18 protein-coding genes and 1 tRNA gene are annotated in these 22357 nt (G+C 58.7%); 11 read left to right on the forward strand and 8 right to left on the reverse strand.

All coding sequences use genetic code 11. From position 1 onward, the window contains the following. Positions 1-111: 111 nt before the first annotated feature. Entirely contained in the window at positions 112-921 is an 810-nt protein-coding gene (locus FS804_RS14620) for a LytTR family DNA-binding domain-containing protein (protein WP_246665891.1), read from the reverse strand. Between the two features lie 93 nt (positions 922-1014). On the opposite strand from FS804_RS14620, the gene FS804_RS14625 reads away from it, so the two are divergent. Both FS804_RS14625 and FS804_RS14630 read left to right on the forward strand, forming a co-directional pair. Next, positions 1015-1503 (forward strand): DUF2306 domain-containing protein, encoded by a 489-nt coding sequence (locus tag FS804_RS14625; protein WP_144577539.1) that lies wholly within the window; start codon positions 1015-1017, stop codon positions 1501-1503. Between the two features lie 96 nt (positions 1504-1599). Next, positions 1600-2508, forward strand: a complete 909-nt coding sequence (locus tag FS804_RS14630) for a neutral zinc metallopeptidase (protein ID WP_063950641.1) — start codon at positions 1600-1602, stop codon at positions 2506-2508. 42 nt (positions 2509-2550) lie between these two features. Here FS804_RS14630 and FS804_RS14635 read toward each other — a convergent pair whose 3' ends face one another. Both FS804_RS14635 and FS804_RS14640 read right to left on the reverse strand, forming a co-directional pair. After that, positions 2551-3030, reverse strand: a complete 480-nt coding sequence (locus tag FS804_RS14635; RefSeq protein ID WP_063950640.1) for a DUF2938 domain-containing protein — start codon at positions 3028-3030, stop codon at positions 2551-2553. Between the two features lie 296 nt (positions 3031-3326). Further along, positions 3327-5417: a methyl-accepting chemotaxis protein gene (locus FS804_RS14640; protein ID WP_144577286.1), complete on the reverse strand. Its 2091-nt coding sequence runs from the start codon at positions 5415-5417 to the stop codon at positions 3327-3329. 329 nt (positions 5418-5746) lie between these two features. Here FS804_RS14640 and FS804_RS14645 point away from each other — a divergent pair, with 329 nt between their 5' ends. Next, a complete protein-coding gene (locus tag FS804_RS14645; RefSeq protein ID WP_144577287.1) occupies positions 5747-7144 on the forward strand; it encodes an MATE family efflux transporter in 1398 nt (465 codons plus the stop codon). A 37-nt stretch (positions 7145-7181) separates the two neighbouring features. On the opposite strand, the gene carA is transcribed toward FS804_RS14645, so the two are convergent. Continuing rightward, the gene (carA, locus tag FS804_RS14650) at positions 7182-8387 is read right to left on the reverse strand and encodes a glutamine-hydrolyzing carbamoyl-phosphate synthase small subunit (protein WP_144577288.1); all 1206 of its coding nucleotides are present in this window, start codon (positions 8385-8387) and stop codon (positions 7182-7184) included. A 335-nt stretch (positions 8388-8722) separates the two neighbouring features. On the opposite strand from carA, the gene FS804_RS14655 reads away from it, so the two are divergent. The 4 genes from FS804_RS14655 to FS804_RS14670 all read left to right on the forward strand — a co-directional run bounded on the left by FS804_RS14655 (position 8723) and on the right by FS804_RS14670 (position 15127). Beyond that, positions 8723-9175 (forward strand): GatB/YqeY domain-containing protein, encoded by a 453-nt coding sequence (locus FS804_RS14655; RefSeq protein WP_063950638.1) that lies wholly within the window; start codon positions 8723-8725, stop codon positions 9173-9175. A gap of 392 nt (positions 9176-9567) precedes the next feature. Then, positions 9568-11553 (forward strand): DNA primase, encoded by a 1986-nt coding sequence (dnaG, locus tag FS804_RS14660; protein WP_144577289.1) that lies wholly within the window; start codon positions 9568-9570, stop codon positions 11551-11553. 390 nt (positions 11554-11943) lie between these two features. Further along, on the forward strand, positions 11944-13998 hold the full coding sequence (gene rpoD / locus FS804_RS14665; protein ID WP_063950636.1) for an RNA polymerase sigma factor RpoD: 2055 nt from the start codon (positions 11944-11946) through the stop codon (positions 13996-13998). Between the two features lie 196 nt (positions 13999-14194). After that, positions 14195-15127: a DUF930 domain-containing protein gene (locus tag FS804_RS14670; RefSeq protein WP_063950635.1), complete on the forward strand. Its 933-nt coding sequence runs from the start codon at positions 14195-14197 to the stop codon at positions 15125-15127. Between the two features lie 90 nt (positions 15128-15217). On the opposite strand, the gene FS804_RS14675 is transcribed toward FS804_RS14670, so the two are convergent. Beyond that, the gene (locus FS804_RS14675; RefSeq protein WP_144577291.1) at positions 15218-17770 is read right to left on the reverse strand and encodes an HWE histidine kinase domain-containing protein; all 2553 of its coding nucleotides are present in this window, start codon (positions 17768-17770) and stop codon (positions 15218-15220) included. Between the two features lie 249 nt (positions 17771-18019). Between FS804_RS14675 and FS804_RS14680 the strand changes: the two genes are divergently transcribed. Together FS804_RS14680 and FS804_RS14685 are read left to right on the forward strand one after the other, a co-directional pair. Continuing rightward, positions 18020-18442, forward strand: coding sequence for a secondary thiamine-phosphate synthase enzyme YjbQ (locus FS804_RS14680; protein ID WP_144577293.1), 423 nt, complete (start codon positions 18020-18022; stop codon positions 18440-18442). A gap of 149 nt (positions 18443-18591) precedes the next feature. Continuing rightward, entirely contained in the window at positions 18592-18927 is a 336-nt protein-coding gene (locus FS804_RS14685) for a hypothetical protein (RefSeq protein ID WP_063950632.1), read from the forward strand. 168 nt (positions 18928-19095) lie between these two features. Here the strand turns inward: FS804_RS14685 and FS804_RS14690 are convergent, their stop codons facing one another. Beyond that, positions 19096-19839: an SIMPL domain-containing protein gene (locus FS804_RS14690; RefSeq protein ID WP_063950631.1), complete on the reverse strand. Its 744-nt coding sequence runs from the start codon at positions 19837-19839 to the stop codon at positions 19096-19098. Between the two features lie 180 nt (positions 19840-20019). Here FS804_RS14690 and FS804_RS14695 point away from each other — a divergent pair. Continuing rightward, positions 20020-20095: transfer RNA gene (locus FS804_RS14695), tRNA-Ile, on the forward strand. 125 nt (positions 20096-20220) lie between these two features. Here FS804_RS14695 and FS804_RS14700 read toward each other — a convergent pair. Together FS804_RS14700 and FS804_RS14705 are read right to left on the reverse strand one after the other, a co-directional pair. Next, positions 20221-20592, reverse strand: a complete 372-nt coding sequence (locus FS804_RS14700; RefSeq protein ID WP_063950630.1) for a hypothetical protein — start codon at positions 20590-20592, stop codon at positions 20221-20223. A gap of 206 nt (positions 20593-20798) precedes the next feature. Next, on the reverse strand, positions 20799-21428 hold the full coding sequence (locus FS804_RS14705) for an outer membrane protein (protein ID WP_144577295.1): 630 nt from the start codon (positions 21426-21428) through the stop codon (positions 20799-20801). Between the two features lie 418 nt (positions 21429-21846). On the opposite strand from FS804_RS14705, the gene FS804_RS14710 reads away from it, so the two are divergent. Then, the gene (locus FS804_RS14710) at positions 21847-22299 is read left to right on the forward strand and encodes a hypothetical protein (protein WP_063950628.1); all 453 of its coding nucleotides are present in this window, start codon (positions 21847-21849) and stop codon (positions 22297-22299) included. The last annotated feature ends 58 nt before the right edge of the window (positions 22300-22357 follow it).

Consider the following 22357-nt stretch of genomic DNA (forward strand, 5'->3'; position numbering starts at 1 on the left):
GGAAGATCACCGGCCGGGGAGCGCAATTCAAATGTTTTCAGGCTAGAAGCGGCTTATAGGCAAATGTTTTTGAGAACGGAACCCCATAAATTCCGGAATCGACAGAAACTCTTAACGGGCAGGGGCAAGCGCGGCAAAACGGGCCTGTACCGCCGAGGTGTAAGGGCGACTGACAGGAATTTCCTCGCCGCCCTGCATCACCACGCACAAGCGCCCCGATTTTCTTGAAAGCGACACCACGCCCGCATCTGCAACCCAGTGGGAGCGGTGGACCTGCAAGCCCTGCGCAAGACCGATTTCCCGCAAGGCATCGGCAAAGCGTAAAAGCACGAGCTCACGCCCGCGGGTCGTGACGATTTCGGTGTAATGATCCTCGACAGAAAGCCGCAGCAGTGCACCGCGCTTCTGCGGCGGCAGGCGTTCCAGCAAGGGTACGTCGCTTTTGCCCTCATTCTCTCCCGCGTCAGCCGGCTCTTCGGCTGCGGGCAACGACTGGCAGACGGCGAGATAACTGAGCAGGCAAAAGATGACGCAGAGCGGCAGCGCCGAGATGGCGCTCCCGGGTACCGAAGCAAAGTCCAGGTCTTTACCGAAGAATACGTGGTTCGTCACGGCAAGCAGAAGTCCGATCGGCATGGCGGCGGCAACAGAGCCAATCATCATGCGGGCCAGCATGTTGTTGATACTGCCAGCGAGGATGTCGCTCGCGACCGTGGAAAAGGTGATCGCCAATATCCAGGCACCAGCCTGCACACTGGTCCAGTAGAGCAGCCGGTCGGCAAAGCTCATGGTTTCGCTGGTGCCGAACGGGCCGGTCAGGATGAAGATTGCCAGTATGGCGAAAAATGTCAGCCACAGCCGTCGCGATTGCAGGGTGGTGTGCATTCTACGAAGCGTGGATAGCAGATAGGGGTGATCCACGAAGTTTTCCTGCAGTTGACGCCAAAGAGTTTTTCTTTTCCGCATGTTTTGCCGAAGTTGCCGATGATTTCAATCGGGACATCACCTTTCTCCATGTCGCTACAGCCGCTTCTTGATGCACCTTTTGCCGTGCAGTTTCATGTCGCCACCGTCGTTCCCGCCGCAATTCTCGGTATTGTCGTTTTCCTGAGCCGAAAGGGAACGGCGACACACCGGCTCCTCGGCAAAGTCTGGGTGGTCTTGATGGTGATGACGTCCATCTCGTCCTTCTTCATCCACGAAATAAGGATGGTCTATGGCTTCAGCCCCCTCCACCTGCTCTCCATGTTCACCATCTATGGCTGTCTGAAAGCAGTGTCTTTCGCTCGCCAAGGCGATATCAAACGCCACAGACGTATCATACAGAGTGTCTATCTCGGCGGCATTGTGATTGCCGGTGGCTTCACCTTCATTCCCGGTCGCATCATGCATGCCGTCGTTTTTGGCGATGGCGGTGGTGGTCCGATCTGGCTCACGATGACATTGCTTGTGCTCGTCTTGCTGGGGTTTGGCATCTTGAGAAAACGACGGCCGGGCCTTTAACCAATCCGCTTCCGCATCGACCATGTTCTTCCGGAACAAACTTGATTAGACTGCTGTTATACGGTGTCTTTTGAGGCAATTTTCGGGGAGACTATCATGGAATGGAGAGGGCGCCGCCAGTCGGACAATATCGAGGATCGTCGTGGAATGTCCGCGGGTCCCGGTGGAGATCCGTTTTCGCGTGGCGGCATGCGTATACCCATCGGCCGTCGTGGCGGCGGCATCGGCATCGGCGGCCTTCTGGTCATCCTTCTGATCAGCTGGGTTCTCGGCATCAACCCGCTGACACTGCTGACCGGCGGTGATCTTTCCATGGATGGTGGTGGCACCACGCAGCAGTCCGGCACCCGTCCGCAGGGCCAATCGTCAGATGAGACGACAGCTTTCGTACGCACAGTGCTCGCTGAGACGGAAGACACCTGGAGCGGCATCTTCCAGTCTGCTGGCGAGACCTACCAGAAACCCACGCTCGTGCTCTTTTCAGGCCGGGTCGCTTCGGCTTGCGGCTCTGCGTCGGCGGCGAGCGGCCCATTCTATTGCCCGAACGACCGCAAGGTCTATCTCGACACCAGCTTCTTTAATGAACTGGACAAGCGTTTCGGCGCCTCAGGCGATTTTGCGCAGGCCTACGTCATCGCCCATGAGGTCGGCCACCATGTCCAGAACCTGACGGGCGTCCTGCCGGAGTTCAACCGTCGCCGCCAGTCGATGAGCGAGACGGATGCGAACAAGATGTCGGTGCGCGTGGAGCTTCAGGCAGATTGCTACGCCGGCATCTGGGGCAAGTTCACCGAGCAAAAAGGCATTCTTGAAACCGGCGATCTCGAAGAGGCCCTGAACGCCGCTCACCAGATCGGCGACGACACGTTGCAGAAGCAGACGCAGGGTTACGTGGTGCCGGACAGTTTCAACCACGGCACCTCGGCGCAGCGCGTTGAATGGTTCAAGCGCGGTTTCCAGAGCGGTCGTGTCGAGGACTGCGATACGTTCTCGGCTAATATTTGAGAATAGCACTGAAAAAGGGGGCCGATGAGCCCCCTTTTTTCATCAACGCATCAGGAGTGCGACGGCATACATGCCGAGCGCAAAAACCGTGTGGGCGACAAGGTTCATGATGCGAACCTTTGTGGGGTTCGGCGTCTTCGCTGCCGCCCAGCCAATACCCAGCCCCGGTTGCAGCAGAAACCAGCCCGCGCCGACGGTAACGATGCCGACGATCCACGGCTCGATGAAGGACGGATTGGCAAACCATGCGGTTGGGACGACCAGCGCGAGAACGATGCCGTAAAGGATGCCGACCGCGTAGTGCGAGATCCAGCCGAGCGCCAGTTCGTGCTCATAAGGTTCCGCCGTGGCGATGCTGTCGTGAAATATCCGGCCCTTCGGCACATGCCAGAACCAGCGGCCAACCGGTGCCCAGTTGGGCGCGGACTGGCCAAAGAACCTGTGCAATACGATTGCCCATATATCCATAAATACGGTGCCGCCAATACCCATGGCAATGCCGCGCCACATCAGTTCCAGCATAGATTCCTCCCCATGATGATGATCGATCAAGCTCTAGCGGATCGGGTCGATGGCGGAAATGGTCTATTGCCGGAGGTGGCGAAGAAAAATGGCCGGATTGTCCCGGCCATGAGATTCGTGAGAAGCAGGCTGGAACCTCTCCTCCGTCATGCTCGGGCTTGTCCCGAGCATCTGCAACCTATTTTTTATACGAGATGTGGTTGGATCCTCGGGACAAGCCCGAGGATGACGTCGAGAGTGGGTGACGGTTGGCCATGATCCGGTGCTATAATGACCGGGCCAATATCGTTTTCCCTCTAGGCAGCACGCCCATATTCCGCCTGCCGCCGCGAGGCCGTGGCGAGCTGGAACTGCGCAAGCAGCTCGTTGAGCGCCGCCGCTTCCGAAGCGAGGCCATGGCTTGCTGCCGTCTGCTCCTCGACCATGGCGGCGTTCTGCTGCGTGCCCTGATCGATGGTGTTGATGGCGGTGTTGATTTCCTGAAGGCCGGTCGACTGTTCGCGCGATGCGGTGACGATCGCATCGATGTGGCGGTTGATCTCCTGCACTTCGCGGACGATGGTTTCCAGCGCCTTGCCGGCATTGCCGACAAGTTCGACGCCGGACTGCACCTGCGAGGTCGAGGCATTGATCAGCGTCTTGATCTCCTTTGCCGCATTGGCGGAGCGCTGAGCAAGCTCGCGGACTTCCTGCGCAACAACGGCAAATCCTTTGCCGGCTTCACCGGCGCGGGCGGCTTCGACACCGGCGTTGAGCGCGAGCAGGTTCGTCTGGAACGCGATTTCATCGATGACGCCGATGATGTTGCTGATCTCAGACGATGATTTCTCGATGCCTTCCATGGCGCGAACGGCATCTTCCACGATGACGCCCGACTGTTCGGCATTGCTGCGCGCGCGATCAACCAGACGGCCGACTTCTTCGGCGCGGCGCGCGGAATCCTTGACCGTGGTCGTGATCTCCTCAAGAGCCGCCGCTGTTTCCTCAACTGAAGCCGCCTGCTGTTCGGTGCGGCGTGCCAGATCGTCGGCCGACTGGCGGATTTCGCCGGCGCCCGCATCGATCGCAAGCGCGTTCTGCCCGACGGTGCTGAGCGCAGCGTTCAGCTTGGCGACGGAATTGTTGAAATCGTCGCGCAGGCGGTCGATGCGGGACACAAACGGCGTATCGATACGGTAATTGAGATCGCCGTTGGAGAGATGAGCAAGGCCCTTCGCCAGCGAATCGACGGCGAACTGAATATCGGCCGCGTCCTTGGCTGCCAGTCGTTCCCGCTCATTGCGCTCCTGTTCTGAAAGCGTGCGGTTTTCTTCGGCATCTCCTTCAAGCCGCAGGCGCTCCATGGCGTTCGAGCGGAACACGGCGACGGCCGCAGCCATGGAGCCGATCTGGTCGGTGCGTTCCTGGCCGGGAATGGCGACATCGAGGTTGCCGGCAGCCAGGCCTTCCATGGCAGATGTCATCTGCGTCACCGGGCGAACGATGAAGCGAGACAGAACTGTAGCGAGAAGGCCGATCATGATAGCTGCCGCGAGAATAGTGGCGATGGTCGCGGCCATGCGGAACTGTCCGATGGCGCCATAGGCAACATCCGAATCGACGACGAAGCCGAGATACCAGTCGACCGAAGGCAGGCCCGCAACCGGAATGAAGCTCGTGATCTTGCCCTTGCCGTCGATTTCGGTCTGGGAAATGGCAGAGGAAATTGCCGGCGTATTGACCTTGAAGAGATCGGTCAGCGGCTTGTCGACGAATTTTGCATCGGGGTGGATGAGGATCTTGCCGTCCTTGCTGACGAGGAAGGCATATCCGTCCTTGCCGGCATCCACGGACGTGATCATCTTGACCAGGGAGTCGAGCGAGAAATCGCTGCCTGTCACCCCGGCAAGCTTGCCGTTGACGGAGACCGGAATAGCGGCCGTGATGATGAGCCCGCCGGTCGAGGCGTCATTATAGGGCTCGGTGAGAACAGTTTTGCCAGCCTTCACAGCATCCAGATACCATGGGCGTTTGCGCGGATCGTAACCTTCCGGCAGCGGTGTCTTGGGGAAGGTGGTGAAGGTGCCGGTCTCGGCATTGCCGAAATAGGTCGACATGAACTGCGCCGTCAGCACGTCGTTTTCCAGGAACGCCAGCTTGGCACCGTCTTCCGGAAGCTTGGCAAGCGTCTTTGCCACTGTCTCCGTCAGCATGATGCGGCCGTTCAACCAGTTGGAGATGCTTTGCGCTGCCTGCTTGCCGGAGGAATCAATATTGTCCGCCACGGCTTCGGTTGTTACCCGATGCTGCAGACTGTCGATATAATATGAGAAGCACGCAAAGGCAGCGACGACGAGAGATGACGCGGCAACAAGAATGCGCGTCATGAGATTTGTTTTCTTCGGCAAGCTACAGATCCTTGAAGCCGGATGTACCGATAAGGTCATCATGAACAGTGGTTGGGAAAACATGCCTCAAAGGCGGGAATATTCTGCGTCATGCAGCTTATGATTTTAAAAGCACTCTCAGATGTTCTAACGAATAATGATGAATGGTAAAATTCGACTAAACTTATGTTTAGATGGTGCGTCTTTTCCGACCTTGCGGTAACGCGTCGTTGCTGCTTAATTTTTAACCATCCACTGCTGCCGGTTGCGTGGAGGCAGCGATTATTTTATTCATCTCGAGCTGCCGTTGCGCAAATCGCGGGCAACGGCCAATGTTCGGGTGAAATACAATGTCTTCGTCGGTTGTTGCTGGAACCGTTCCGTCCGGATCGGGGTCGTGGTTTTCGCATTTCAAGGCTACGCTTGTTCTCGGAATTCCTCTTATTGGCGCGCAGCTCGCGCAACTTGGCATCCATACCACCGATATGGTGATCGTCGGTCAGCTGGGGGCTGAGAAGCTTGCGGCGATGGTGCTGGCCGGGCAGTTCTTTTTTGTCGTCTTTATTTTTGGTACGGGCTTCTCTGTCGCGGTTGTGCCCATGGTGGCGCAGGCTTACGGACAAGGCGATGCAACATCTGCGCGCCGCTCGCTGCGCATGGGCATGTGGGTGGCGATCGCCTACTGGCTTCTGACGCTGCCGATCTTCATGAACGCCGAGCGGATTCTGGTTGCGCTCGGGCAGAACCCGGATGTGGCGTCGCTGACGGGCCATTATCTCGCCATCGCCAAGTTCGGCCTGCTGCCGGCACTGCTGTTTTATGTGCTGCGCGGCCTTGTCAGCGCCATCGGCCGGGCAGGCATCATTCTTTATGCCACCATCATCATGCTGGTGATGAATGGTATACTGGCTTATGCGCTGGTTTTTGGCCATTTCGGCCTACCCGCCATGGGCATGAATGGCGCGGCCGTCGTTGCTGTCATCGTCAACGCCTTCAGCTTCATCTTCATCGTCGCTTATGTGCAGACGCGGGAGGAAACGAAGAAATACGAGCTCTTCGTGCGCTTCTGGCGGCCGGACTGGCATGCGCTGTTTGAAGTGCTCCGTCTCGGCCTGCCGATCAGCATCACCATTCTTGCCGAAGTGACGCTGTTTGCGGCTGCCTCTATCCTGATGGGGCAGATCGGCACGGTGCAGCTTGCGGCCCACGGTATTGCCCTGCAGCTCGCCTCCATCGCCTTCATGATTCCGCTCGGTCTGTCTCAGGCGGCAACGGTTCGTGTGGGCGTAGCGCGGGGGCAGGGGGATTTCAGGAATCTCATCCGTGCCTCGATCATGATCTACGCCATTGCCTGCGGCATCGCCATCTGCGGCGGCATCCTGTTTGCGGCGGTGCCGGAATTCCTGGCGAAGTGGTTCCTCGATCCGAAATTGCCGGAAGCCGCGGAAGTTCTCGCTTATGCCAGCAGCCTCGTGGTGATTGCCGGCATCTTCCAGCTCGTCGATGGCATTCAGGCGGTCACGGCAGGCTTGCTGCGCGGGTTGAAGGATGCGCGCATACCAGCAATGCTGGCGCTCATTTCCTATTGGCCGATCGGGCTGGCGCTTGCCTGGACCATGGCCTTTCCGCTCGGCTTTGGCGGACGCGGCGTATGGTTCGGCTTCGTGATCGGTCTTTCGACAGCCGCGGTTCTTCTCACCATCCGCTTTGTGCTCTTGGTGAAGCGTGAAATGAAAACGGCCCGCTGAGAAGCGGGCCGCATGTAATGTCTGGATTGGAAAAGTATCAGCGTTCGGCGAGCGCTGCCTCACCCTTCTTTTCACGCAGCAGGTTGACGAAGCGGCGGAAGAGATAGTGGCTGTCCTGCGGACCCGGCGATGCTTCCGGGTGATGCTGGACGGAGAAGACCGGCTTGCCGGTGATGCGCAGCCCGCAATTGGTGCCGTCGAACAGCGAGATATGGGTCTCTTCGACGCCTTCGGGCAACGACTTGGTGTCGACCGCAAAGCCGTGGTTCATCGAGACGATTTCAACCTTGCCGGTCGTGAAGTCTTTGACCGGATGGTTCGCGCCGTGATGGCCCTGATGCATCTTTTCGGTCTTGGCGCCGACCGCAAGGCCGAGCATCTGGTGTCCGAGGCAGATGCCGAAGATCGGCAGGTCGGTCTTGATGAGGTTCTGGATGACGGGAACGGCATACTCGCCCGTTGCGGCCGGGTCTCCGGGGCCGTTGGACAGGAACACGCCATCCGGCTTCAGCGCCATGATGTCTTCAGCCGAGGTCTGTGCCGGAACGACCGTGACCTTGCAATCGAGACCGGTAAACAGGCGCAGGATGTTGCGCTTGACGCCGAAATCGACGCAGACAACATGATATTTCGCATCGGCTTCGCCGAGCGTGCCATAGCCCTTGTTCCAGACCCACGGCGTTTCGGCCCAGGTGGAGGACTGGCCGGAGGTGGCTTCGATGGCGAGATCAAGGCCCACAAGGCCGCTCCACGCCTTGGCTTCCGCTTTCAGCGCTTCGACATCGAAGACACCGTTCGGATCATGGGCGATAACGGCGTTCGGCGCACCGTTTTCGCGGATCCATGCCGTCAGGGCGCGGGTGTCGATGCCGCAGAGGCCGATGACGCCGCGGGCCTTCAGCCAGGCATCCAGATGCTTGACGGCACGGAAGTTCGAGGGGTCGGTGATGTCAGCCTTGAAGATGACGCCGACAGCACCACGGCGGGCGGCGGGCGTCAGGTCTTCAATGTCTTCCTCATTGGTGCCGACATTTCCGATATGCGGAAAGGTGAAGGTGACGATCTGGCCGAGATAGGAGGGGTCGGTCAGGATTTCCTCGTAACCTGTCAGCGCCGTGTTGAAGCAGACCTCGGCCTGAACCTTGCCGGTTGCGCCGATGCCCGTTCCTTCAATCACCGTGCCATCGGCAAGAACAAGCATTGCAGTCGGTTTGCGGGTAGTCCAGGGCGCTGTCTCGGTCATCTCGTTCCGTTTCTGCCGCTTCGCACCCCGCCTCTTGAAAGGCAGGGGGTAAGGGGCCATTTTTGTCGCAGGCTTCGTGACATAAAGGGGCGCGCGATAAAGCTCGCGTTCCGACCCTTCGTTAAAATCTCGTGCAGGTGCCGGAAAATAACGAAAGCAGCCCAAGCGGTCAACCGCAGGGCCAAGATTTACGCGGATTTAAGCTGCCGTAGATTCAAGGGCTTATGCAATTGATTTGCTTGAGCGTGTTTGCTCGTTTATGTCGTTGCGAAAAATAAGGCGGAAAGTTTCCGTATCAGGAAGCTTGATAGCGGGCTTTCCCAAGGAGAAGAAAAATGCTGCGCGACGTGTTCGCTAATAGTTTGAAGGATGCGCTGAAGGCTCGTGACGCCAGACGCACATCGACCGTGCGTCTCATCCAGACGGCCATCAAGGATCGCGATATCGCCAATCGCGGCGTGGGCAAGGACCCCGTCAGCGACGAGGACATCATGCAGATCCTGACAAAGATGGTCAAACAGCGCGAGGAATCCGCTGCCATCTACGAGGGCGCCGGCCGTCCCGAGCTTGCCGCTCAGGAGCGCGAGGAAATCGTCATCATCAAGGAATTCATGCCGGAAGAAATCCCGGCCGAAAAGGTGCGCGAACTCTGCCAGGCAGTCATTACTGAGACCGGTGCTTCCGGCCTGCGTGACATGGGCAAGTGCATGAACACGCTGAAAGAGCGCTATCCCGGCCAGATCGACTTTGCGAAAGCCTCGGGCGTCGTGAAGGAACTGCTGAAGTAAGTTCGGCATTGGCGGAAAAAGTAAAGGCAGGGCAGATGTGGGCTGCCCTGCCTTTTTTCTGTCGACGAAAATGCACTCCGGCGGATCAGAATGCTCACAAGCGCAGGCTTTTTCGGGGGGGACGTGCCTGCGGTGCGTCGGCAGATTGCTGTGATATCGTTGCTTCGACTGTGATTACGGTGTACACCGCCCAGACACACCGCTCAAATTACAAAAACATAATTTTTAGTGATGCTGCAGCGCCACAAATTTGCCAGAAGCGAGCGCAAAGGCGTTTCCATCTTTCGTGCCGCCCTGTGAATAACGGGTATAGTGGCTGTTAGCCTGTTCCAAGGGTTGGTACTGGCGCCATTCCGCGCTTATATGGAAGACTGGCCTCGAACAGGTAACCCATGCGCTTTTCCAATTCTTTCCTCGATGAGATACGCGACCGCGTGCACATCTCCGATGTGATCGGTCGACGTGTGTCATGGGATAAGAAGAAGACCAACACGTCGCGTGGAGATTATTGGGCCTGCTGCCCGTTCCACGGCGAGAAAAGCCCGAGTTTTCACTGCGAGGACCGCAAGGGCCGCTATCATTGCTTCGGCTGTGGCGTATCGGGCGATCATTTCCGCTTTCTGACGGAGCTCGAGGGTTTAAGTTTCCCCGAGGCCGTGCAGCAGGTTGCCGACATGGCAGGCATCCCCATGCCGCAGCCTGATCCCCAAGCGGAAAAGCGGGAGCGCGAGCGTACCTCGCTGCAGGACGTCATGGAAATGGCGACGCTGTTCTTTCAGGATCAGCTGCAAACGGCGCTTGGCGCGCGGGCGCGGGCCTATCTGCGTGATCGCGGGCTGACGGGGCGCACCATCGAGACCTTTCGGTTGGGTTATGCGCCCGACAGTCGCAACGCACTGAAGGAACATCTGGCAAGCAAGGGCGTCCCCAAGGAGCAGATGGAAGCCTGCGGGCTTGTGGTGCACGAAAACGTGCCGGTCTCTTACGACCGGTTTCGTGACCGCATCATGTTTCCGATCCTGTCGTCGCGGGAAAAGGTGATCGCCTTTGGCGGTCGCGCGATGGCCGCGGATGCGGTGGCAAAGTATCTCAATTCCAATGAGACCGAGCTGTTTCACAAGGGCAATGTTCTCTACAATTTTTCGCGGGCGCGCCGTGCATCGCAGGCGGCCGGCGGTACGGTCATCGCTGTCGAAGGGTATATGGATGTCATCGCGCTTTACCAGGCCGGTGTCGAAAATGCCGTTGCCCCGCTCGGCACTGCGCTGACCGAAAGCCAGCTCGACCTGCTCTGGAAGATGTCGCCGCAGCCAATCCTCTGCTTCGATGGCGATGGTGCGGGCATTCGCGCCGCCAACCGTGCGGCCGACCTCGCCTTGCCGCACATCAAGCCGGATCGCTCCGTCAGCTTCGCGCTGCTGCCCGACGGCAAGGACCCGGACGATCTGGTGCGGCTGGAAGGGCGTGCGCCGTTTGACCGGGTGCTGTCGGAAGCAAAGCCGCTCGCCGCGATGATCTGGAGCCGCGAGACATCGGGTGTCACTTTCGATACGCCGGAAAAACGTGCCCAGCTTGAAAGCCGACTGCGGCAGATCGTTGCCGTCATCGGCGATGAGACGGTGCGTCGGTTCTATCAGCAGGACATGCGCGACAGGCTGAACGGCTTCTTCCAGCCACGTTTTCAGCAGGGCGGAGCCCAGACCGGCAATTTCCGTCGGAACGGCGCACAACCGGCGGGCCGCGGTTTCCAGCGCAATGCGCCGGGAAGGGGCGGAGCGATGGCCGCGCCGGCCAGCAGCATTTCGGACCGGCTGGCGCAATCCGGCCTGGTCAGGGGATACCAGACCAAGCCGTCCCTGCGGGAAAGCGTTCTCGCCATTACCATTGTCAACCATCCCGAACTGCTGCTCGAGGAATATGACGAGATCGCCGCCATCGACTACGAGAACCGCGATCTTCAACGGCTGTGGTCATCGGTGCTTACCTATGCAGCCGAAAACGCAGCGGAAATTTCCCGTGCATCGCTCATCGAGCGGCTGTCCCAGCAGGGTTTTGAGCCGCTTCTGAAAGCGATGGACCAGCAGGTGCGCAATGCCCGTTTGTGGACGGCAACCGAGCAGGCCGCAATGGAAGATGCGCGCGAGGGATATGTGCAGGCGCTTTCGTTGCACAAGCGGACGAAGTCCCTGCTGTGGCAGAAGCGTGAACTTGAGCGGGAAATCGCCGAAGCGACGGATGATGAACGTGGCACGCTTTTGGTGCGGGCGCTCGCTGAGGTGCAACTGGAGATCGGTCGCATGGAAAATCAGGAGGCGATCATCGACGGTTTCGGCGTCATGTCCGGCCGGGTGAAGGGGCCGGCTTTTGGCCACGGCTGACCTGCGCCGAGAATTGAACGGCCAATGGGGTTGCCTTTTGCGGCCAGCATCCTAAATAGGGGATAGTCTGGTGATAACCCGCAAAATGCGGCTCTTTTTAATAATTCCGCAGCTGTCTCGCCTTCAAAGGCTTGACGGGGCGGGAAATAGCGGGAATCACCAATTCAGGAAAAGTAAGGTGGAATGAGCCTTGGCGGATAGAAGTTGCATGAGCAAGCATTTCCGGGTGCACCGTCTTTGCATTCTGCCTGAGGCTGCCGTGGTTAATCGGCAATTAAAGATCACTCCGTTAGGTGTCTGACAGTGATTCGCGGCAAAACGCTGTATGCTCATGGGGCGGACGGCGATGCGGCGGAACAGGTGTTAGCGTCAGGGAAAGCGACGAGATAGATGGCAACCAAAGTCAAAGAAAACGAAGAAGCAGAAAACGAACGCGACGGTGCGACGGATGGCCCGCTTCTCGACCTTTCGGATGACGCAGTCAAAAAAATGATCAAGGCCGCCAAGAAGCGCGGCTATGTGACCATGGACGAATTGAATGAAGTTCTTCCGTCCGATCAGGTTGATCCTGACCGGATTGAAGACATCATGGCCATGCTGTCGGAAATGGGCATCAACGTCATCGAAGACGAGGACGCAGAAGAAGCCGCCGCCAGCGACGATGACAGCGATTCCGAAAGTGACGATTCCGAGGGTGGCGAACTTGCGCCCTCCGGCGGCACCGCACTTGCGACCGCCAAGAAGAAAGAACCGACCGACCGTACCGATGACCCGGTGCGCATGTATCTGCGCGAAATGGGTTCCGTGGAGCTTCTGTCGCGCGAAGGCGAAATCGCCATCGCCAAGCGCATCGAGGCCGGCCGCGAAACGATGATTTCGGGCCTGTGCGAAAGCCCGCTGACGTTCCAGGCGCTGATCATCTGGCGCGACGAACTCAACGAAGGCACGACGCTGCTGCGCGAGATCATCGATCTCGAAACGACCTATTCCGGCCCGGAAGCCAAGGCCGCGCCGCAGTTCCAGAGCCCGGAAAAAATCGAGGCTGACCGCAAGGCTGCCGAAGAGAAGGAAAAGACCCGCAAGCTGCGCGCGCCGACCGGCGACGAGGATGTGACAGACGTCGGTGGCGACGGCCTGCCGCCGGAAGAGGAAGAAGAGGACGACGACGAGTCCAACCTTTCGCTTGCTGCGATGGAAGCCGAACTGCGCCCGCAGGTCATGGAAACGCTCGATACCATCGCCGATACCTACAAGAAGCTGCGCAAGCTTCAGGATCAGCAGGTGGAGGCACGTCTTGCCTGCACGGGCACGCTCTCTTCCGGTCAGGAGCGCCGTTACAAGGAACTGAAGGATCAGCTGATCACGGCCGTGAAGTCGCTGTCGCTGAACCAGAACCGCATCGACAGCCTTGTCGAGCAGCTCTATGACATTTCCAAGCGCCTGATGCAGAACGAAGGCCGTCTGCTGCGCCTTGCCGAATCCTACGGCGTCAAGCGCGACAGCTTCCTCGAGCAGTATCACGGTGCGGAACTCGATCCGAACTGGATGAAGTCGATCGCCAATCTGGCTGCTCGTGGCTGGAAGGAATTCGCCCGCGAAGAAAGCAACACGATCCGGGAAATCCGCCAGGAAATCCAGAACCTCTCCACGGAAACCGGCATCTCCATCGCCGAATTCCGCCGCATCGTTTCGATGGTGCAGAAGGGCGAACGCGAAGCGCGCATCGCCAAGAAGGAGATGGTCGAGGCCAACCTGCGTCTCGTGATCTCGATTGCGAAGAAGTACACCAACCGCGGCCTGCAGTTCCTCGATCTCATTCAGGAAGGCAATATCGGCCTGATGAAGGCGGTGGACAAGTTTGAATACCGTCGTGGTTACAAGTTCTCGACCTATGCGACGTGGTGGATCAGGCAGGCAATCACCCGCTCGATTGCCGATCAGGCCCGCACGATCCGTATTCCGGTGCACATGATCGAAACGATCAACAAGATCGTTCGTACCTCGCGCCAGATGCTGCACGAGATCGGCCGCGAGCCGACCCCGGAAGAGCTGGCTGAGAAGCTGGCCATGCCGCTGGAAAAGGTTCGCAAGGTTCTGAAGATCGCCAAGGAGCCGATCTCGCTCGAAACCCCCGTGGGCGACGAAGAGGATTCGCATCTCGGCGACTTCATCGAAGACAAGAATGCGCTGCTGCCGATCGACGCCGCCATTCAGGCGAACCTGCGCGAGACGACGACCCGCGTTCTGGCGTCGCTGACGCCGCGTGAAGAACGCGTTCTGCGCATGCGCTTCGGCATTGGCATGAACACGGACCATACGCTTGAAGAGGTTGGCCAGCAGTTCTCGGTTACGCGCGAACGTATCCGTCAGATCGAGGCGAAGGCGCTGCGCAAGCTGAAGCATCCGAGCCGCTCGAGAAAGCTCCGCAGCTTCCTCGACAGCTAAGCTTTTGGCTTTATAAAAAAATGGAACCCGGTCAGTCGGCTCTGGCCGGGTTTTTTATTTCCCGCGCTGGCGAAGTCTGCGACAAGCCTTATGTGTGAACGTGAGCATGTCGTTCTGATGGACGTGCTCAGCCTCGATTTGGTTCGATGAGATGCAACAGGTTTCGGCAGGCAGGTGGCGACGCGGAGGATGGGCTGTGCCCGTCTCGGTATTGCTGCATCTTGCGATTGTCGCGCTGTTCTTTTTTCAATTGCCGGAGCGGATAGCCGAACCGCAGGAGCCTGAGAGCGTCAGCGTCGAACTGGTGCCGCCGCCGGAGGAAAAAAAGCAGGAGGAACCCCCGCCGCCTGCTGCGCCTGCCGAAGAAGAAAAACCAAAACCGCCGCCACCACCGCCACGCCCACCGCCCCCACCGCCAAAGGCGGAGGCGGAGACGAAGCCGACACCGCAACCGCAAGCGACGCTACCGTCCATCGCAATGAGGCCGGAAGAGGCTCAGGCCGATCCCGAGGATAAGCCGGGCAAGACCGAGGAAACGGAAAAGCCGCAGCCATCATCGGACCCGGCGAGCCAGCCGGAAAAAAGTGCCGAGGAAAAGCCCGCGCCCCCCGCTGCCAACAGCGACCTCAAGGCTTCCGCCGAACAGGGGGAGATTGCGGTTTCTCCTGTGAAGGAGGAAACTCCACCGAAGGAGCCGCCTGTGCCGCAGGCAAAACCGGCAGAGGAAAAACCTTCCGAGGTCAAGGAAGACAAGCCGGCAAAACTTCCGGCCGCCAAGAACCTGCTGTCATCGGCTCTGCTGACACCGGCGCAGAGACGGCAGATGTTCGGCGATCTGCCGCCACGCCGCCGCATCGTGCAGCTTTGCCAAGCTGAAGCGCTCGCGCAGATAAGGGAGGAGTATCCTGATACTCGCGGCATGTACGGCTTTTCGGATACAGGTGGACGCATATCGGGCAATGTTCTTGACGCTACCGGCGGGGCGTTCAACGTTGGCGACGTTTGGCGTGACGTTACATTTCAATGCGAGGTGGATGTCGACAACTACGCAGTGACTGCGTTTAGAATCAAGATCGGCAATGTCATTACGCCGGCAGAAGCAACCAAACGCGGTTTCACTGGACGGTAGAAACGAGCCCTTTCGCGGGACCACGCAAAGCCGTCGTACATCGATGCCCGACCCTGAAGTGGTAGGGATGTCTCCTTGCCCTCGTTCGGGTCATACCCGCTCGATATCTCCGACCAGAACCGCAATACCCGCCATCAGCGCATCCTCGTCATAGGGCTTCCTAATCACTGGCACGGTTCCAAATTCATCCGGCACCATGCTGCCATCGGCGTAACCGGTGGCGAACATGAACGGGATGCCTCGGTGGTAAAGTTCGCGGGCAACGGGGATCGAGGTGTCGCTACCGAGATTGATGTCGAGAATGGCGACATCAGGGACATAGGTTTTCAGCTTCTCGATCGCCATCGCTGACGAGGTCGCCGTTTCGATCGTCTTGATGCCGTTATCCTCCAGCATGTTCTCGACGTCCATGGCGATCAGCATCTGATCTTCGACAAGTAAGACTTTCAACGGCTCCTCCCGATTATAGCGCCTGGGCTGCGATGCGGGTTCATTCTCCGCTGGCGTGTCGGCTGTTGTCGTGGCCGACGAGACGTGACGGAAAGGCAGGAGAATTTCCGCCTCAAGCCCATCCTGCAGGTAACGCAAGGTGCTGCGCCCGCCGAGATCGTAGGGAATGCTGCGGCTGATAAGCGCCGTGCCGAAACCGGCGCGGGATGGCGTCGGCAGTTTTCTCGGCAGGATTTCCCGCCACTCAAACTCGCAGTCGCGGTTCTCTGTGATCTGCCAGCGCACATGCAATTGCCCGCCGTTTTGCGACAGCGCGCCATATTTGGCGGCATTCGTCGCCAGTTCGTGCAAGACCAGCGCCATGACGGAGAAAGCGCGGGAATCGAGCGTGACCTGGGGGCCTTCCAGATTGACCGTGGTTTCGGGAGACCGATGCGGCGAGAGCTCCGCCTCGAGAAGGTCGCGCAGGGCACCGCCACCTTCGCCGCGAATGATCTGATCGTGTGCAAAGGACAGCGCCTGAATGCGGCCTTTCAGCGCCGTCACATATTCCTGAAGCGTCTTTCCTTCCTGCGAGGGATTGCCGACCAGCGATTTGATGATGGCGAGGACGTTCTTGACGCGGTGGTTGAGCTCTTCATTCAGCATGCGCTGGCGAACTTCCGCGCGTTCTCTTTCGCCGGCTATGAGTTCGCTGTGATGAAAGGCAACTTCGACAAGCGCTATTCTGGCTGCCTCGGCGATTTCCCGGTCGTCCTCCGACCAAGGCTGCGCCTGCAAACGCACTGTCTCTTTCCAGATCGCAAAGCTTTTGCGAGGCGTGAGACGGTCGCCCATCGGGCCGCTTTCATATTGTTTTTCCGGGTTGCCTGCCCAGTTCAGGTTCTGCACGATCTCCTTGCGGAAGAACAGCAGGTAGTCGTCCTTGACCTGTGAGAGGGGAATGGCGAGCATGCCTGCAGCCGTGCCAGCATAGAGTTCCGCTTCAGGTATGGCATGCGACAGCGCATGGGTGGCCCACACCCTGCCTCCGGATGCCGAGGCGGCGAAACGCACCAATCTCGGAATGACGTCCGGGGGCGGTGTAGCCCCATGACCGTGCCAGTTGTTTCCCACCCAGAGACCGACGCCGTCGCATGGCATCAGATCGGCAAAATCCTGGAAACTGTCGATCAGCAGTTCTTCGATATTGGCGTGATGGGCAGCAAGGCGCAGAAACCGATCGAGCGCTGCATGGGCGCGGTTGATGGTATCGAGCCGGCGCTTCTGCTTCAGGACCTGCAGATGCATGGAGAAAAATTCCCCGAACATCTCCGCTGCGATCCTGACCGGCATGGAGAGCACGCGCGGCGAATAATGGTGGCACGCGATCAGGCCCCACAGGGCACCGTCGACGATCACCGAAATGGACATGGAAGCGCCAACGCCCATATTGCGCAGATATTCGCAATGAATGGGAGAGACGCTGCGCAGATGCGCGTAAGAGAGATCGAGCGGCTCACCGGAGGCATCGATGGCAGGCAGAACCGCGACGCGGGCACCGCTCGCATCGGAAATGATGCGCAGTGTGTTTTTCAGATAAAGCGCGCGTGCCTGTTGGGGTATGTCGCCGGCGGGGAAATATTGCCCGAGGAAGCTTTCCAGCTCCGGCTGCTTTGCCTCCGATACGACTTTGCCGGCGCCATCCTCTTCAAAACGATAGATCATCACCCGGTCATAACCGAGCGTTGCCTTGATGAGTCGGGTCGTTCGGGAGATCAGGCTTTCGACGCTATCGGCCTCGCGAATGCGGTCTACCATCTTGCGCGCGGTGCCAAGCGGCTGCGTCTCACCTCTGGACGGTTCAAACTCAACGATTGTCGTGGATTTATAGCGATGCAGCGTGATGTCGAAACTGCGGCCATTCTCCAGTTCCGTGGCTGGCAACATGGCGGGGCGTGTTGTCCTGCCGGTGACGGTGAGGGCGTTGCGAAGATCGTGGACAAGTTTCTTGCCAAGCACCTCTTCGGCGGTTTTGCCGTTTATATCACCCGCGATTCCAAGCACGTCGCGACAGTTCTCGGAGTGTCGCACGACGACGCGCATGCCATTATCGCAGGCAATGAGACAGCCGTGCGGTTGGATATAGCCTGGTATGTGGATCGGTTCGCGATCGCAGTTTGTCAGATCTAATCGAAAATCACCGGACGCCATCTATCAGTCTTTCGCGGCCAGTGCATGTGAGCGGCCAGGGCGTGGCTTTTGCTCGAGATAAGGGGAGCCGAAGTCATTCATTCTAGTCCGTCTGCCCTTCCTCATTTGCAACTATTATCGGTCTTCTTTGTTCTCGGATTGGGACGCCGAAGCCGCTTTACTTATGTACCCCTAGCGATACCGGGTACAATTTGACATAGCAGAACGTCGGAAATGCTAATTTTGTTCCGACTATAAGAAAGAAAAAATGTGCCGCAGAAGAAAATAACCATCGCGACGCGCGGACAGGGTCTTTATGAGTTCACGCGCCAGGCAAATGAGCTGGTGAGGGACGCAGGGCTCGATGAGGGGCTGCTGACGATTTTCCTCAGGCACACATCCTGCTCGCTGCTCATTCAGGAAAATGCCGACCCGGATGTTCAGCGTGATCTCCTTTCATATTTTTCCCGGCTTGTACCGCCTTCCGATGACCCCTCCATGCGTTGGATCATCCACACGCTCGAAGGCCCAGATGACATGCCCGCCCATATCAAGTCGGCCCTGACGACTGTCTCGATCGGTGTGCCGATCAGCGACGGCAGGCTGGTGCTCGGCACCTGGCAGGGGATTTATCTGTTCGAACATCGTGACCAACCGCATCGGCGGGAGATTGTGTTGCATATCTCTGCGTGATCTCTGGATCGGATTGAGGCTTTCGGCGTTAAGCACCCTGAACGCCTGCTGAACATTCGGTTCTGCTGATATTCAGATGGGCGATCCTAATGTCGCATCAATCGCCGGGGAGGTTCTCCTGTCGGCGTAGAAACAAATGGAGTGAATTCATGTTCAGCACCTTTGCAAAAACCGGCCTGGCTGCTCTGATCGCCCTTGGCGGTATCTCTTTTACCGCTCCGGCTGCTTCTGCCGCCTCGGATGTCCAGCTGCGCGTTCAGGTTCGTGATGGTTATGGCCATGGTCAGGGCTGGGGTCGCCCGGGTCGCCCGAACCGCGGCTGTGCGCCGTGGCTCGCTGAAGAAAAGGCAAGCCGCATGGGCATTCGCCGCGCACGTGTTGTCGATGTGTCGCCGCGCCGTGTCGTGGTTGCTGGCTTCGACCGTCATGGTCGTGACCGCGTCGTCTTTGCGAACGAGCGCGGCTGCCCCGTCATTCGCCGCTAACAGCCCTCAGTTTTATCGACCTGCTGATATCCCCGTCGAGCAGAAAGATTAAAAATGCCCCCCGCTTGTCCTGAAGGACAGGCGGGGGGCAATTCATTTTCAGGAAGACGTTGCGCCGACGCGTAGGCAATGACGGGCGACACGATAGCGTGCCGCCCGCTCGTGCACTTACTGATCGAGAGCGAAGGTCACGTTCACGACGACGCTGTAGTTGTTCTCGCCGGAAGCAACGGGAACGCTATCGGCTTCCTTCATCATCGAAGCGCGCATCGCGCCTGCGGGCACCGGCATCGGGCGCTGCATGTTTTCGCTGATTTGGATGACACGGCCGAGTTTGACGCCTGCGGCTTCCGTCAGGGTTTTCGCCTTCGCCATGGCATCGGCAACCGCCAGTTTGCGGGCTTCCGTCACCGTTGCGTCTGGCTTGTCGTTGGTGAAGGTAATGTCGCCGCCCTGGTTGATGCCAAGTTTGACTGAGGTGTCGAGGATCGTGCCGAGTTTCTTCAGGTCCCGCACGCGAACCGTGAGCCCATTGGACACCTGATAGCCTGTGATTTCAGGCGCGACGTAAACGCCGTCCTTCGGTTCATAATGTTTGTAGAGCGGCTGCACCGAGAAGTTGCTGGTCTGCAGGTCGCGGTCTTCAATGGCGGCGTCCTTGAGCGCTTTCAGAACGTCCGCCAGCGCCTTGGAGTTCTCGGTGAGTGCCGCGGCGGCGGTCTCTGCCTGCTTGACGACGCTGAATGACAGGATCGCCATATCGGGAGCAATGGCCGCCTGACCTTCGCCGGAAACACTGATCGTGGCTTCGCGCGGGTTGGCCTCCTGCGCAGATACCTGGGCGGCAAGCGGCATGATGGCTGCTGCCGTCATTGCGGTGAGCGCGAAAAGGCGGGCCGTTTTAGTCTTCATGGTGTTTCCTCTATGATTGAGTCCCTGCGACGGGTATTGCCTCAGATTGTGTAGCGAATGCGGCGGGATCGCTCTTGGCAGGCATGATTGGCTTGTCGGGCTCAAAAAATTGCGTTAGAGCGTGACCCACCGGATTCGAACCATTGCGGACCGGTGGTTTCGGACGAGTTTTTCCGGAAAGGGCCTGTAGCTCAATGGTTAGAGCCGGCGGCTCATAACCGCTTGGTTGGGGGTTCGAGTCCCTCCGGGCCCACCATTTCCCTTTGAACACAATTGCTTACGGAGAATGGCTTGACGATTGCGGCTTTGCGACGCGTCGTGTCTCGTCTGGAGTTCGTCTGGCTTGCGCCGAGGGCAAGCCAGACTAACAGGTGTTTGGAATCAGTCGCAGACCCGCATGCTTTCCGTGTGCCACCCGCCATCATAGGAATTGGGCACGCGCCGGTCTTCGAACCAGCAGCGCGGCGGGGGCGGCGGTGGCGGTTCATAGTAGCGGGGGCCGCCGTTGCCGTTGGCGATTGCGCCGCCGATCAGGCCGCCGATGACGCCTGCGGCGAGGCCGCCGGCAATGGCGGCGCCGTCATTGTGGCGGCGATGTTCGCGGTAGGGCGGTGGGGGCGGGCCGCCGCGGTCATAACCACGGTCGTAGCGCGGACGATAGGGATAATCCTGCGCGGCAGCGGTGCCGTAGGACGCAAAAACACTGCCAGTCGCGATAAGCGCGGCAATGGTAGAAAGAATGATCTTTTTCATCGGGGCTACTCCATAAGCCTGCTTGCGGAGATAGAGGCCTATTATGCCCGGATGATGGCACAGTATGGGTGAACGGCCTGTGAATGGCGGATTGCCGAATGTTCATGTTGCGTGGGCGAGCAAGCCGAACGGGTGGGGAGGAATTTAGCCCCGATACGCAAAAAGCCCGGCTTGGCCGGGCTTTTCCTGGTAAATTTGGTCGGTGATCAGAATTTCACACCGAGGCCCACTTTGACCGTGTGCTGATCGAAATCGGTATTGATGCCGAAGATGTCCTTGTCGCCATAATCGTTGTAACGATATTCCAGGCGGCCGAACACGTTGTCGGTAAACGCATAGTCCAGGCCTGCGCCAACGGTATAACCGTTAAAGGTCGTGCTGTCCTTGCCGCCGGGCGTTTCGATGAAGCCGCGGGTCGCGGTCCAGCCGGCAGTACCGTAAATCAATGCGCGGTCGAAGGCATAACCCACGCGTCCGCGAACGGATCCCTGCCAGTCGGTGCCGACGTTGACACCCGCATAGTCGTTGTCGTTCCAGTTGTAATCGACATCACCTTCGATACCCAGGACGAAGTTGTTATCGAACTGATAGTTATAGCCTGCGAAGGCACCGAGAACGCCTCCATCGAAACTATCCGATACGACGGGTCCGCCGGCTGAAAAATCGCCGTTCGCCCAGCCTGCACCACCCTGAATACCGAGGTAAGGTCCGGACCAGGTAAAGACGGGCAGTGTTTCCTGTGCGACTGGCGGTGCCGGGTTTTCATAAACCGCATCCGCGGCCATCGCCGTGCTGGCCGACAGGGCCAGGAGTGACGTTACGATCAGCGTTTTCATCGTTTTCTCCCTGAGCTGACTGACATCCATAGCATAAATTAGCTACTTTTAATATGGGGCTGGATTTCACGGTTCCAAGAGGCTGTGCGTCCTCTCGGCATTGCTTGGCCAACGACCCCGGATCGCGGCTTTTTATCGCCCCGCATCATTCTACTGTTGCTGGGAACGCCTTTGGCTGCATTTGGTTCCGCGTGTTGTTGCATCGAAGGTGCCAGGGTTGATGCAAGGTGTCACGCTTGGTTGTCTTGACAGGGGGGAAGGCGACCATAAAGTTGTGGCTGTCTGCCGCAGCCCTTGCTTCGACGTCATGGCGCATACGGTCGGTCGGACGGCATTGGCCCCTAAAGACAGACCGAGGGTGATAAGGCATGGGAGGATGAGATCGAATGGAGATTGATTTTAGTGGAGGAGGGGCGACGTGATTGTCGGAGCCGTTCTCAGTGCCATCCTTCTCATTTCTCTCATTGCATTTCCACGGCATCTGAAATCCGTCGTCATCGGCCTTCTGCTGATCTGGACCACAACGGCGGCATTCGTGATTTATGATTGGCAGCGCGGTAGCCAGCGCCTGGAACATATCATTGCAACCGCCAGCTTCGACGCGGCTTGCCCGGACCCGGCACTGCCGATCCGCGTCAGCTTTCGTAACGACAATGCGGTCGCGGTGCAGCGGCTGACCTATACGCTCGAAGGGTTCGAACCTGCCTTCCGCGCCTCGGTTGCCTTTGATCCCTATCAGGTAAGTGAGAGGCGAATAGAGGCGGGCCAGACTTTTTCCGCCTGCCGCTCTTTCCGGCTGCGCAACAATGAGCGGGTAGAGCCGCAACGGCTGGAATGGCGCGTCACCGTTATCTCCGCGGAATTTGGCTGAAGACGTCAGGGCCTGCAGCCATCACGGCATTTTGAAAAATCTCGAGCCGGTCAGTGGG

It is taken from the genome of Agrobacterium sp. DE0009 (genome assembly GCF_007680755.1).
GTDB lineage: Bacteria > Pseudomonadota > Alphaproteobacteria > Rhizobiales > Rhizobiaceae > Agrobacterium > Agrobacterium tumefaciens_B.